Here is a 14,260-nt window from a genome sequence, read left to right as displayed (position 1 = left end):
ACTTTTTTATGCTTATAAGGGTAACTTTGGTGTTCCTATTGTTCTTTATGACACATACTATGTAATTGAAAGATTTTGTATTTATTCTGGGTGTACTTAAATTTTATTACAAGGGTGTGTAGTAAAGTATGAAAGCAATCATTTTAGCGGGAGGACAGGGAACACGGTTTTGGCCATTAAGTACAAAAGATAAGCCTAAACAGTTTCAAAAAATAATTTCAAATGAAACAATGCTTCAACAAACTTATCAAAGATTTCGTGATTGGCTTCCAGCTGAAAAGGTGTTTGTAGTAACAACTGAGAAATATTTAAATCTTGTAAAAGAACAATTACCAGAGATTCATAAGGAAATGATTATATTGGAACCAGATCAAAGGGATACAGCTCCATGCATTGCACTGACTGCTCTGCACTTTCTGGAAAAAAATGATGATGAGGCTTTGGTTATATCTCCTTCTGATCAGTATATACAAGGCAGTAAATCCCTTCAAAATGCAATTAATTTAGCAGAAACGATAGCCGACAATGAAAATGCAATCGTTACACTTGGTGTAAACCCTATTAACCCTGAAACTGGATATGGGTATATTCGCACAAAACCGAATGCTCAATTTTATTCTTCCGTTTATCAGGTAGAAGCATTTATTGAAAAACCAGACATTAAAACGGCAGAAAAGTTGTTGCTTGAAGAAAATGTATATTGGAACACAGGCATTTTTATTTGGAAACCTTCGACAATTTCAGCATATTATAAAAAATTGCAACCAGAGATGTGGGAACTTATAAACAATAAAGAAGTTGACATAAAAGCAGCTTATTCAATGATTCCAAAAGTGTCTGTCGATTATGCAATCATAGAAAAAGCAGATAATCTTTATACCATACCAGTAAACTTTGTCTGGGATGACTTAGGTGTATGGACATCTTTGGAACGTGTTGAAACAGCTGACAAAAATAATAATTATCAAAAAGGTGAAGTTACTACATCCTCTTCTGAAAATTGTATTGTCTACACTGATCGTAAGACGCTCCTTATTGGAGTGAAGGACTTAATTGTAGTTTCAACAGAAGAGGGGATATTGGTTTGCCACAAATCAGAGGAACAAACTATAAAAAAGCTATTGAATAAAGAATGCTTCTCGGATAAACCATCCAAAGATGAATAGGAATCTCCAATAATAATTGATTTACGATGAAAATAACGAACGGAGGTTTAACTTATGAAAACAGCATTAATAACAGGAATTACAGGCCAGGACGGCTCATATTTGGCAGAACTGTTATTAGATCAGGGTTATAAAGTTTATGGATTAAAAAGAAGAACAGCTACCCCTAATCTTGAAAATATCAAATCTTTGATAAATGAAATTGATTTTATATCAGGTGATCTTCGCGATATTACATCTTTGACTGAAGCAGTGCAATTAGCAAAACCTGATGAAATTTATAATTTAGCAGCACAATCCTTTGTCGGCGATTCATGGCGTCAGCCAATCTATACGGGAGAGGTAACGGGACTCGGAGTAACGAACATGCTTGAGGCGATCCGTCAAGCAAAACCCGATGCACGGTTTTATCAGGCATCTAGTAGTGAAATGTTTGGGAAGGTGCTTGAAACGCCACAAAATGAAACGACACCATTCTACCCTAGAAGCCCATATGGTGTGGCAAAGGTTTATGGTCACTGGATTACTGTGAATTATCGAGAGAGTTACGATATGTATGCTTGCTCTGGAATTTTGTTTAATCATGAATCACCTCGCAGGGGAATAGATTTTGTTACCAGGAAAATTACTGATGCCGTTGCCAAAATAAAGCTTGGGATTCAAGATAAATTGCATCTAGGAAATATAGATTCAAAACGCGATTGGGGTTTTGCAGGAGATTATGTTAAAGCTATGTGGCTTATGCTGCAGCAAGATGAACCAGATGATTATGTTATTGCAACTGGAGAAACTCATACTGTTAAAGAATTCATTGAAATAGCTTTTGAACATGTTGGTTTAAACTGGCAGGAATATGTCGTTCAAGACCCACAGTTCATGAGACCTGCAGAGGTTGATATTTTGTTAGGAGATCCTTCAAAAGCAAAACAAAAATTAAAATGGGAGCCTCAAATAAACTTTGAACAACTGGTAAAGATGATGGTAGATCAGGACCTTGAAAATAATAAATAAAAAACAAATCTCTATTTTTATACTTTTTCCGTACATTATGAAAATAAAAACAATATTCATCAGACTTAAACTTAGTTATTTTTCCTAAATTCCGTCTTTTTACTTATAAATATATCTTTATTGACATACCTTGTTTGTTATTTAAAAAATCGATTGCGCATGAGGAAAAAGGTTGGGGGAACAGCCAATGTATTTTAAAGGAAAAGAGCATATGGTAGATCAATCTATATTTGAGAACATTCGCAACTCCTTCACGTATGAGTTTCGGGTAAAACCAAATGCATCCCATAAAATAGTCGATGAAACTTCCGTTGGAATTAGTGGACTATCCGGTCAAAGATATTTAATTGGACCAGCGCATTCTTTAACCCGGGAGAATGCAGGGGTAGGGGTATCCGCCGGTACCAACGGTGTAACGGTATTTGAACATTCTTCTTCACATCTCCCAGCCTTATTGGTATATGAAATACCAATAACAGAGTGGACACATGTTTCAATTGTTTATTGTGACAAAACACCTTCCTTGTATATCAATGGTGAATTCAAGAAAATGGGCCAAAAGAGCACCAAAAATAATGTATATGCTTCAGGGCATCTAGGCGGCTATGATCCATATGGTTTTTATATTGGACACGTTAAGGATATAAAACTTTGGGACTTTGCCAAAACTGAAACGGAAATTAAAGAAGGGATGCAGGAGATATTGACTGGGGAAGAAGAGGGATTATTTAGATATTGGTGGTTTCATAGTAATATAACAATTAGCCCTCCCAACCTTATCAATAATTTTATTTTAACCGCTCTTACCAAGTAAACATATTTGAGAAAACCAAAAGGGGCAGCATTCCTGTTAGAAGGATGTTCGGGCTCTTTTGAAAGAAAAAGAGCCCTCTTGTATGATGCATGAGTGTCAACGACCATTGACCCAGCATCAAACAAGGAGGACTTCTCTATGCAGTTTATATGGAATGAAAAAATTAATCAAGTTACTAAAAGCGTGTTCATTACGCTTGTTTTGTTGATGAACAAGGGCGCATGATAGAAAAAGCCCTCGCGTACATCAATCAAAAGAGGGCTTTTGAACACCTATATGAAAAGATTAGTCAAACAATGGATGAAGGATCTCTACTGTCTCTCAGAGGCAGCGTATGCATTTCTAACTATCAATTTATAACAAGAAGGATGACACGGAGAAGCCGGCAACATTACTAAACTAAGACCAAGAGGCCCGGGGCGGCATAGCAGGTCTCTGCCTTATGAATAGACCGAACGAAGGAATGTATGCGCAAATGATGATTAAAAGAATGGGAGGGTACGTCATCATAAGTTTCGCAGAGATCTATTGTGCATCACCTAGTGGAGAAAATAGCTAATGGTTTCCATAAATTTTAGCGAAGCGTAAGCTCGATGATTTATTAGATGAAAAAGTTTGTTTTTTAAAAGGTTGGTTTAAAGATACATTACCTAATGCTCTGATTCAAAACTTAACTATATTGAGATTAGATGGGGATATGTATGGTTAAACTATGGTTAGTTTAAGGAATCTTTACACAAAGGTTTCAATTGGTAGGTTTATCATTGGAGATGATTTTAGTTTACCAGGTTGTAATGCTGCGGTTATAGATTTTCGAACGGAAAATTATTTATTGATGAACCACTTGTAAACATCGATGCTAGTGGTGCTTTTATTCGAGGAAAATGAAAGATATCTAATTTTAAAAATCCTATGTTTACAACTTTAAGCCAAATTACCTTATTATATAGATTAATATTTAAAATAGTAATAATCCCGGAACTTCAAGTTAGGATTTAACGGTAGGCGATGTCTTTTTCAGACTAGTCTACCGTTTTTTTCCTTTATAAGATCTCGGGTTAATGTTTAAATCCAAGGTAAATAAATAGTAAAGACCATATTAAAATAGACGCCTAGTTTGTAAAACTAAACGCCGATATTTATGCTGGTTGCATATAAATATTAATAATATTAGTTTAAGGTTTAATCTCAAGAAAAGATCTTATCGTCCATTCCTACATATCTGAAAACATAAAAAGCCATTTTGGATAAGACAAATATGAATATCTTCCGTTAAATTTAATTCATCAATTACTTCTGTCACATCGGGAACGAGTGAATTCCCGTAGTCGTGCCAACAAATAATCCCACCTTGCCGTATTGTTTGCCGAGCTAAAAGGGTATCAAGTAAAACTCCCTCTTTAGAATGATCACCGTCAATTAGTATCAAATCTGCAATAGGTAAATCGGCCGCCGTTAAATCTCTCGTCCCATTGGGTTTTAAAATTAGTTCTACACGGGGATCATCTTTAACTAACTCCCCAGCCATTTGAGGCACTTCTCCCTGCTGTAGTGATAATGTAGTTTGAGAATCAGGTGTTAGGTCTATACCAATATATTTTTCTATCCAGGGGCTATTTTCTAAAATAACTTTTGCTGTTTCTCCTCGTTGAATACCGATTTCGATCACTGTTTTCAAACGAAATGTTCTCGAGAATGCAAGTAGTGGTTCTACATCCGCCCCCATAAAAATAGGTGGCTCTCCATCGAATGCACCACTACCAAAAATGTCAAAAAAAGTACTTCTATCTATAATGCTCATAATCTACCTCCAGTCCATTTAACTAATGTGATGTCATTTCAATTAATAATTGATATAAGATTTTTTATTCTTAAGGAACCCATTAATAGGATCCCATTAATTCATCTATTTCAGAATGTGTTAGCAAACTTGTATTAGTGTATGCGGATTCTAAAGCAAACATAACATCCAATAATAAAAACAAAAGTTCCTAAGTGTATTTAAAAGAACATACTTTTAAATGGGATTGCATAGCCTGATATATACGGACTTTTGAGTAATTAATTTTAAGACACTTGAATGTTATGAATTTATACGTATATAAAACATTAAGAATATATTCCGAAAAGTATCAAAGTTAAGGAAAGAAGGGTAGAATATGCGCATTTTATATATTTCTGTTCATGAGGTATTAGAGTATGATGAGTTAAAAATATTTAATGAATTAGGTTACGAATGTTTCTCTCATGGCGCTTATAGTCGACCACATATAGGAAGTTCACTTCGCCCACCTATCCCAGAGATGAATTATGATCCCAATTTCGCAGATTTAGTTGATCATTCCCCTAACAAAGATAATCTTGATTCCAGGCTTATTGATGATAAGGATATTATTATCATTATGCATTCACCTTCAATTGTAGTTAATAATTGGGATAAGATTAAGCATAAAAGGGTTATCTGGAGATCAATAGGGCAGTCTGTATCTTCAGTTGAACAAGTACTGAAGCCTTATCGGGAACAAGGTTTAGAGATTGTCCGCTATTCACCAAGAGAAAAAATGATTCCCGCATACCTTGGTGAAGACGCAATAATACGCTTTTATAAAGATCCATTAGAGTATAATGGGTGGAATGGTAATAATAACCAAATAATGGCTCTGAATCAGTCAATGAAACAAAGAGCAGTTGATTGTAATTACGATTTTTTTCATAAAACATGTAAAGGGTTTCCAGTTAAATTGTTTGGTGGAGGAAATGAGGGATTACCAGAAAGTGCTGGGAAGATAACATACGAACAATTAAAGCAGGAAATGAGGGATAACCGTATTTTTTTCTATACAGGAACACAAGTAACGAGTTATACCCTTGGCTTTATTGAGGCATTCATGACGGGAATTCCTATAGTTTCAATCGGAGAAAAACAGGGTAACCATCAATTTTATAAACAACAAACCTTTGAAATTCAGGATATTATTGAAAATGGTAAGGAAGGATATGTATCAGATAATATTTCAGAGTTAAAAATGTATATAAGTGAACTTATGAATAACCACCAATTTGCTAAAGAAATTAGTGATCGTGCCAGAATAAAAGCAATAAATTTGTTTGGGAAAGATAATATTAAAAAACAGTGGGGACAATATTTAAGTAAAAGTTGATAATTTTGAAATTAATAAAAGGTTATTTTGTGTGTTGTGATATTAACTACAAAGCTTAATAAAGGGAAGTTTAGATACGTTCCATAAATGTAAATAATTTGATCCGAGATGCATCTAAAAAAGCTTAAATAAGGAGAAAAATAAAATGATAGAACCATCAGGAATTACTTGGGTAGGACCAGTAGGTGATATCGGTGGATACGGTAATGTTTCGAGAAATTATTTAAGAGCATTGAAATATATAGGGTTCCCAGTATTAATTAACTTAAATGGCTCAATTGAAAAAGAACTTGGGAATGATGATAAGGAATTTTTGTACAATTACCGGTATATCCGGACGCCAGATAATAGCATAGGCCAGTCTTCAATACTATTTATTCATGGAACACCAGAGAATTTTGTGAATGGTAACAAATTTGGCTTTAAAAAAAGGATTGGAATAACTATTTTTGAAACGGATCGTATCCCAATGAGTTGGGTGAATTTGTGTAATACAATGGATGAAATTTGGGTACCTACTCAATTTAATTACCAGACTTTTACACAATCTGGTGTTGATCCATCGAAAGTAAAAGTTATCCACTATCCAATTGATTATACAAAATACAATCAATTATTTCCCCCATATCCATTTCCACCACAAGTAAGATCCTTTAGATTTTTATACACTATAGCCTTTGATTTTCGAAAAGGTCTAGATTTACTTATACCAAGTTTTTGTGAAGAATTTTCAAATGAGGAAGATGTTAGTCTTATCTTAAAGATTTACGTACCTAGTTGGAATCAAGAAAATGATTATTTAAAAGTAATTTCTTCATATATTCCCGTTAAAGAAAATAATCCTCACATCCATTTCATTATTGAAAAAATGCCTCAAGAAACTCTCTTATCCTTATATTCAAGCTGTAGTTGTTATGTTTCTACCGAGAGGGCTTGCGGTTGGGGAATGCCACAGATGGAAATGATGGCTATGGGAAAACCAGTTATTTCAATAAATTGGGGTGGAGTTACAGAATTCATGAATAACAGTAATTCTTTTCTTATACAACCAGAACTTGAATTAGAACCTGTTCATAATGAACTACAAAAGGCCAGACCTGAATTATACTTAGGACACAAGTGGGCAAAAGTTTTGAAACAAAATGTTAAGAAAGTAATGCGTGAAGCATTTGAAAACCATATAAAAAGAGAAGAAGTTTCAACAAATGCAAAACAAGACATAAGAAATAAATTCTCATTTCAGAATATTGCAAATCAAATTAAAGAGAGATTATAAGGGAAAAAGTTTAACGTCTATTAAAGGAACTTTAATAATACGGAAAATACGTAATAACTATTACTGACTGGCCTAAAGTTCTTCTTTTTACTTAAAGGCAGAAAAGTGATAGGAATTGAAAACCCGAAATAAAAGTGTGAGGAGAGCTAAATTTTTTATAAAAATAATTTATACTACTATTATTGAACTTTATGGAATCAAGAGGTGGTTTACAGGTTAATGGAGGTGGGTGATATTCAAATTGAAATTGAAATTGCATGGGATCAATAAATTGAGCAGATGTGGCCATCCGTTGGTACATCTGCTTTATAATATTCTTATCAGGTTTCGTAATTGAGAACTTCAATAATCTTTTGAAGTGTAATCTGTAAAAATTTCACTCACTGTTACTGATCACTTTCTTTGTTTAAGAGAATAGTGGTTACCATTTAATTGAACATAGGCAAAACCAAAATTAATTCCATGCTTTACATACGAGTTTTTTGATCTTCTTTATTTTTGAAATCAATAGTTGTAGTAGCAAAGGACCTAGCACAGACGCCCAAGCTTATGGCTCGATGCATTCATATAATAAAATATCAGTACTTTATGAAATTCAGCTCTTTCCAACAGATCGAAGCAATGAATATTAACCAAGTTATATTCCAATTTAAAAACAAGTTGAGGTGAATAGAGAATGACTCCGATTGTATCGGTCATTTTAACTAGTTACAACAAACCCAATACAATTGGTAAAGCCATAGAAAGTGTTCTCAATCAAACTTATCAGAATTGGGAACTTTTCATTATGGATGATAACTCCAATGAAGAAACAGTTAAAATCATAAAGCAATATATAAATAAGCCTAGAATACATTATTTTAACAGTAACATCCAAGACAGTGAAAGATACAAAACAACAAGGTATGCCACATTAATTAATGAAGCGATTCCTAAGACAAGAGGAAAGTATCTTACTTATTTAACGGATGACAACTCATTTTTACCTTCACGCTTTGAATCGATGTTAAAAGTACTGAATCGAAATTCTTCTATAGAAATCGTATATTCAAAGCAATTAGTGAAAACCATTAACGAATACGGAATAGTTGAACAGGAAAAAGTTCGAAAAACATATGGAGTGTTAAAGAATCCTGTGGGGTTTGTTGATCATTGTTCAATCATGCATACCAGGAATCTTGCAGAAAGGATATTTAAGGAATTTGGAAGCTACTGGAATGATGATCAAGCATACTGGTATAATGGGGATGCAGCTTTTTGGAGTCGTTTAACTAAATATAAGCCTTTTCATCCTATTCCGGAAGTTTTAGATATTGCGCTTAAGGATGATAAATCATTTCAGAGACTATATACTCATTTGCCAAAGAGCATACCAAACGGAACACTTGTAAGAGGGCCATCCTCAGAGACATATATTATTGATAATCAAGTACGGAGAAAGATTTCCCAAGAAGTGTTTACAAAATTAAAATATGATCCTAGCATGGTTGTGAAGATTCCGGATCCATTTATTTTCAAATATAAAGAGGGGACACCGGTCGATAGTCAGGTATTTATAAACTTTTTGCTTTTTCCGAATCAAAGGCTCGTGAAGGCGCAAAATCACCCGGCAGTATATTATCTGCAAAATAATCGCAAGCACCTCATTAAAAATGAAATAGCATTTAGAGATTTTAATTTTAGGTGGGATAAGATAATATCCACTGATGAACATTTATTAGCACAAATACCAGATGGTTTGCCTATTGAGGAATTATCCGAAAGCACCCCTATTTTGCCAGATGGTACCCTATTTAAGCATGAAAACTATTACATTAGCCTGAAGAATTGTTTACATCCTATAGAAAAACAGGTAGCGTTGAAACTGAACCTCCCTGTTTCGAATCCAGTTAAAATGGACCATTCGGTGTTATCTAAATTTAAAACAGGGGAGCCTTTTGAATGGGAGATTCTTTTTTGAAAATAAAAAGCCTTTCAAAAGGGAATATAATGATGCTCCCGATCGAAAGGCTTTTCGCGTTCCACAGTTTCTTTAATCTCTTTAAGGTCACTCATCTTCCATTTAAGAAAGAACTTTTTTTGGCTGTCTAGGATGATTTTATTCTGCAATGCTCTATTTAACCTAAAACTACTACTGCCATAATGATGAATAAAAACATCATTTGCTACCCATAGTTCTCTATTGGATATTTGAGCCCTTATACTGAAATCTGCATCTTCAAAATATCCAGGGGAAAAGCGCTCATCAAGCCCCCCAATCATATCAATCAAACTTCTTTTGAAAATCATGCAAAGGCCGCTTAAGTAATTCACTTCGTAGCCTTCCTGATCATGCTTTTGTGTCCATTCATTAGCGAATTTTTGCATTTGATCCATATTCTTGTAGGGAGTTGGGGTAATTGCTTGATGTGAAACGACATTATTTGATCTGGGCCCAACGATGCCAATGGAAGGATTTTTATTAAGTTGCCATAGAAGCCTGCATAACCATTCGTTTGTAACAACAGTATCATTGTTTAAAAGGACAATATTTTCTCCTCTTGCAATAGTGAAGCCCTGATTGCATCCGCCGGAAAATCCTTTATTTTTTCTATTTGCAATTACCTTGGTATTAGGGAGCGTTTTAATAAATTCAAGTGTGCCATCCGTAGATCCATTGTCAACTAAGATCAATTCAAAGTTTTCACTGGTGTGGCGAAATATGCTTGATATGCATTCCTTTGTAAAAGTAAGGCCATTCCGGGTAAGAATGATAATGGAGGTCAGTGGTGATGTATCAGATGGATATTCGTTACTCTTCATTTTTTTCTCCTCCTACCTAGCAGCCCCTCTTAAAGGCTATTATTAACAAAGGGCTAGATGTAATTAAGATGATCAAAATTACAAACCAGCGTTATTTGTTGGATACCAAATGGTCGAAAGAACTATACCAAGGTCATAAATTAATGACGAAAGATTAATTAGAGAGAGAATTTTGGACATGGTCAATTATTCTTGTAATTTACCATTTATACGACCATTGTTTTTACTGCAATATAGTCTTCAGGATAATCTGAGAAGAATTGTTAACTGTATGACGAAAATACTAACTTTATATTCATTTTAATTAGGATGTTTCATGATACCAACAAACATAGGAATAAGCTTAAATTAACTAGCTCTGAGACACGATCAATAGGAAAATCATTTTATTTACCTTATTCATGCCTGTTTTATGAATTGATTAGATTCAAATCCCATAAAGCTAGTGATTTATCAGTAAAATTCATTTCTCCTTCCGTACAATTCTCATTAATAACCAAGATGGGTTTTGGAAAGTTGAATGGCTCAATCTCTAGGTTAAGAGGACGCCAGCTTCCTGTTCTTATTTCATGATTACACGAATGGTTTGTAAATGTAGTCGTTAATAAATACCTTGATTGGCTAGCTTTAAAATTGTTTAAAGCTAAATGAATATCAGAAAAGCTAAAATGTACGAGACAATCTCTACAAAGGATTAAATCACCTGTAGGCAGACGGTCTTTTGTAATGTCCATGTGAACAAACCGTACATTGTTTAATGGGTATTTTTTTTTATTTCTTTTTATAATTTCATCGACGATATCAATCCCAATATATAATTCCGTATTTTTGTATACTTCTTTCATCCAATTAAAATCACCACAAGGTGCATCTATCATTTTTTTTATCTGAAGTTGTTTTATTATGCTTGGTAATTCCTGAATGAGTGTTTTGGTTTGAGTAAGTGATGAACCCGTACCAGATACAGACTCAGAATTTCTCCACCTGTTTTTCTTATAAATATTTGTAAATAGCTCTTTCATTTACATTCTCACCTTTCATCATTTTGTTAATTTAGAAAGGAATTAAAAAACGACATACTCGAAAGGGCCATCTGTACAATCTAGAAATCTATATTAAATTTGGTAAAGTACCAATCATCATCATATTTTCGTTTTTGAAAGTAGGTCCGTCTCTGCTTTTTGACTCCATCAAGGATCACTTGGGATTCAATCGGGTTTGCTTTTACATGTATCATGAGTTTTTTGCACTTTTGGATGCGATGAGTATTAAAATGAGAGTAGGCCATCCTTAATAAATTATAATAAACTTCATCATAGCTAACTTCATAGGGATGAGTTTTTCTGAATAAATGGATAATTTTTACATCAGGCAGAGCGTGACAGCGAAATCCAAACAGCCATAGCTTAATTGAAAGCTCTACATCTTCATGTCCCCAAGTTTTAAATCCCGTTTCAAATCCGCCCACATCTTCAAACACTTTTTTTGAGATAATAAAACATCCTCCGGGTAATACGGCAGTTTCAAAGAGGCCATTTTGTTTAGCGTTCCATTTAATTCTAAGGTTTGACTTTAAGGTTTGACCATAGCCAATGAAATCGGAATTGCCAAAGGAAGCAATTGCTGGGGTTACTGCATCCGATTTTCCTGTAAGCAGAGGTTCTATAATATGATCGATCCAAAAATTTTCAAACTGTAAATGGGCATCGCAAAAAATCAGGAATTCTCCAGAAGCTTTTGTTGCACCCAAATTTCGTGCGTTAGCAGCTCCAATTCCTTCTGTTTGAAAAAGTTTAACTTGGTTTGCATGATTATAGGTATTAAGGAAATCGCAGCAATTGTCTGATGATCCATCGTTTATAATAATCACTTCGAAGGAATACTGTGTTTCAACTGAAAATAATGAATCAAGAGTGTTTTTCACATTTTCCCCTTCATTTTTGGCAGGAAAAATTATTGAAATTAAAGGATGAGTTTTCACTTCATTTATCTCTCCTTTTGTAACGAATTTTTCATTATAGAAAAATATCAAGGACTGTGAAATGGATGTTAAGAAGGGGGGTATCACAATCCTTGATCTTCGGTTGAAAGTGTAATTAAGTTTTGTTTGTAGTTCAATGAGTTAAAGTGAGAGGGTGCATATACTCTAAATAATGCTTAATATTATTGCTTTCTAAAATTCTTAAAAGGATCAATCGCTGTTTTTTGCACTCCGGAATGTAAATTATATAAAGGATGATTTTTATAAAACATATCTAACGAAAATGAATCTTTATTATTTTTGTTAAATTTAGTATCTTGGTAATCGTTTTTTTGATACGATGACATGATCCCGGAATTATAATTTTGTTGGGTTCGATCAATTTCTGTGTAACTCGGTTTATTTAGTGGAAAGGATATTTGACAATGTGATGTTTGCATATTAAAATTTTGGGTTGTATTTTTTTGTTGGTTTGTTTCATTCGAGAATCGAAACGCACTTGGTTGATTAATTATTTCTTTGTTATTTGGCGATTTGAAATTTCCCATATTAACACGGGTATTTCCAACTTGCTGCTGTTTTCCAATATTATTAAAAGGTTTTCGCATTTTTCCTGTTGCTTTTTGATCATTAACTGTTTTATTCATATTTTCTATTTTTTGCAAATAATTTATTTCTTTATCTGTTAAATCTGATATGGATTCGGTTAATTCCTTAATCTCCTGTTGATGTTGGCTTTCATTTTCCTTTAAATTGATAATCGTCTGTTCTAAATTATCAATCTCGGTTTTATATTTATTTTCTTGCTCTGAAACACGAGCAATCGTTTGATTCAAATGATCGATTTCTTGTTGATGTTGATTTTCATTTTCCTTAAAATTTTTAATCATTAGCTCTAAGTTTTCAATCTCGGCTTTATATTTATTTTCTTGCTCCGAAACAAAAACGATCGTTTGATTTAACTGATCGATTTCCTGTTGACGTTGATTTTCATTTTCCTTTAGATTGTTAATCGTCTGTTCTAAATTATCAATCTCGGTTTTATATTTATTTTCTTGCTCCGAAACAAGAGCAATCGATTTATTTAACTGATCGATTTCTTGTTGATGTTGATTTTCATTTTCCTTTAAATTGATAATCGTCTGTTCTAAATATTCAATCTTGGCTTTATATTCATTTTCTTGCTCCGAAACAAGAGCAATCGTTTGATTTAACTGATCGATTTCTTGTTGATGGTTATCTTCATTTTTCTTAAAATTAATAAGCATTTGCTCCAGGTATTCAATCTCGGCTTTATATTTATTTTCTTGCCCTGAAAAAAGAGTAATCGATTGATTTAATTGTTCAATTTCTTGTTGTTGGTTATCTTCATTTTCTTTAAAATCAATAATCATTTGCCCTAGGTTTTCAATCTCGGCTTTATATTTATTTTCCTGTTCGGATAGGTGGTCGATGGTTTTGGTATAATTTTCAATTTCCTGTTTGAATTTGTCGATAACTTGTATATGATGATTTTCCTTTTCGGAAAGTTCAATCATGGCTTTTTCTAATTTTTCAATCTCCACTTTATATTTATTTTCTTGTTGGGATACAACGCTAATCGTTTGATTTAACTGCTCGATTTCTTGGTGATGGTAGTTCTCTTTTTCCTTTAAATCTATAATCATCTGTTCTAGATTTGTAATTTCCACCTTATATTGACTTTCCTGTTCCGATAGTTGGCCTATCATTTGGGAATAATTTTCAATTTCACGTTTGAAGTTGTCGATAACTTGTGTCTGCTTTTCTTCTTTTTCGGAAAGTTCGATCAGGGCTTTTTCTAAACGTTCAATCTCGGTTTTATATTTATTTTCTTGCTCCGAAACAAGAGCAATCGTTTGATTTAACTGATCGATTTCTTGTTGGTGGTAGTTCTCTTTATCTTTTAGGTCGGAAATCATCTGTTCCAAATTCTCAATGTTCACTTTGTAATGACTTTCCTGTTTGGAAAGGAGGTCGATCGTTTGATTATATTTTTCCATTTCCTGTTTAAAGTTTTCGATAACTTGT

General features: G+C 33.5%; 11 protein-coding genes and 1 pseudogene. 7 read left to right on the top strand and 5 right to left on the bottom strand.

What is annotated here, in order from left to right; translation table 11 throughout:
• The first annotated feature begins 128 nt into the window (after positions 1–128).
• The 4 genes and pseudogenes from J7I96_RS24770 (at position 129) to J7I96_RS24755 (ending at position 3,841) form a co-directional block, all read left to right on the top strand.
• Positions 129–1,166: a mannose-1-phosphate guanylyltransferase gene (locus J7I96_RS24770; RefSeq protein WP_214772747.1), complete on the top strand. Its 1,038-nt coding sequence runs from the start codon at positions 129–131 to the stop codon at positions 1,164–1,166.
• 54 nt (positions 1,167–1,220) lie between these two features.
• Positions 1,221–2,177 (top strand): GDP-mannose 4,6-dehydratase, encoded by a 957-nt coding sequence (gmd, locus tag J7I96_RS24765; RefSeq protein WP_214772748.1) that lies wholly within the window; start codon positions 1,221–1,223, stop codon positions 2,175–2,177.
• Positions 2,178–2,364: 187 nt separating this feature from the next.
• A complete protein-coding gene (locus J7I96_RS24760; RefSeq protein WP_214772749.1) occupies positions 2,365–2,991 on the top strand; it encodes a LamG-like jellyroll fold domain-containing protein in 627 nt (208 codons plus the stop codon).
• Positions 2,992–3,562: 571 nt separating this feature from the next.
• A pseudogene (locus J7I96_RS24755) lies at positions 3,563–3,841 on the top strand (TylF/MycF/NovP-related O-methyltransferase).
• Positions 3,842–4,192: 351 nt separating this feature from the next.
• On the opposite strand, the gene J7I96_RS24750 reads toward J7I96_RS24755, so the two are convergent.
• Complete coding sequence (locus J7I96_RS24750) at positions 4,193–4,792, bottom strand: class I SAM-dependent methyltransferase (protein WP_214772750.1); 600 nt, start codon at positions 4,790–4,792, stop codon at positions 4,193–4,195.
• Between the two features lie 358 nt (positions 4,793–5,150).
• Here J7I96_RS24750 and J7I96_RS24745 point away from each other — a divergent pair, with 358 nt between their 5' ends.
• The 3 genes from J7I96_RS24745 (at position 5,151) to J7I96_RS24735 (ending at position 9,388) form a co-directional block, all read left to right on the top strand.
• The gene (locus J7I96_RS24745) at positions 5,151–6,152 is read left to right on the top strand and encodes a glycosyltransferase (RefSeq protein ID WP_214772751.1); all 1,002 of its coding nucleotides are present in this window, start codon (positions 5,151–5,153) and stop codon (positions 6,150–6,152) included.
• A 145-nt stretch (positions 6,153–6,297) separates the two neighbouring features.
• A complete protein-coding gene (locus tag J7I96_RS24740; RefSeq protein ID WP_251029240.1) occupies positions 6,298–7,428 on the top strand; it encodes a glycosyltransferase in 1,131 nt (376 codons plus the stop codon).
• Positions 7,429–8,104: 676 nt separating this feature from the next.
• Entirely contained in the window at positions 8,105–9,388 is a 1,284-nt protein-coding gene (locus tag J7I96_RS24735; RefSeq protein WP_214923058.1) for a glycosyltransferase family 2 protein, read from the top strand.
• 14 nt (positions 9,389–9,402) lie between these two features.
• Here the strand turns inward: J7I96_RS24735 and J7I96_RS24730 are convergent, their stop codons facing one another.
• From J7I96_RS24730 to J7I96_RS24715, 4 genes are all read right to left on the bottom strand, one after another.
• Positions 9,403–10,230 (bottom strand): glycosyltransferase family 2 protein, encoded by an 828-nt coding sequence (locus tag J7I96_RS24730; RefSeq protein ID WP_214923057.1) that lies wholly within the window; start codon positions 10,228–10,230, stop codon positions 9,403–9,405.
• Between the two features lie 410 nt (positions 10,231–10,640).
• A complete protein-coding gene (locus J7I96_RS24725) occupies positions 10,641–11,252 on the bottom strand; it encodes a class I SAM-dependent methyltransferase (protein WP_214772754.1) in 612 nt (203 codons plus the stop codon).
• Positions 11,253–11,332: 80 nt separating this feature from the next.
• A complete protein-coding gene (locus tag J7I96_RS24720) occupies positions 11,333–12,220 on the bottom strand; it encodes a glycosyltransferase family 2 protein (protein ID WP_396020140.1) in 888 nt (295 codons plus the stop codon).
• A 173-nt stretch (positions 12,221–12,393) separates the two neighbouring features.
• Positions 12,394–14,260: hypothetical protein (locus tag J7I96_RS24715; RefSeq protein WP_215048154.1), on the bottom strand; the 1,867-nt coding region annotated here is incomplete at its 5' end.

Origin of the sequence: Bacillus sp. ISL-78 (genome assembly GCF_018613455.1) — a bacterium.
Lineage (GTDB): Bacteria > Bacillota > Bacilli > Bacillales > DSM-1321 > Peribacillus > Peribacillus frigoritolerans.
Note: the sequence above shows the minus strand (reverse complement) of the source record. Positions and strands in the feature narration are given on the sequence as shown.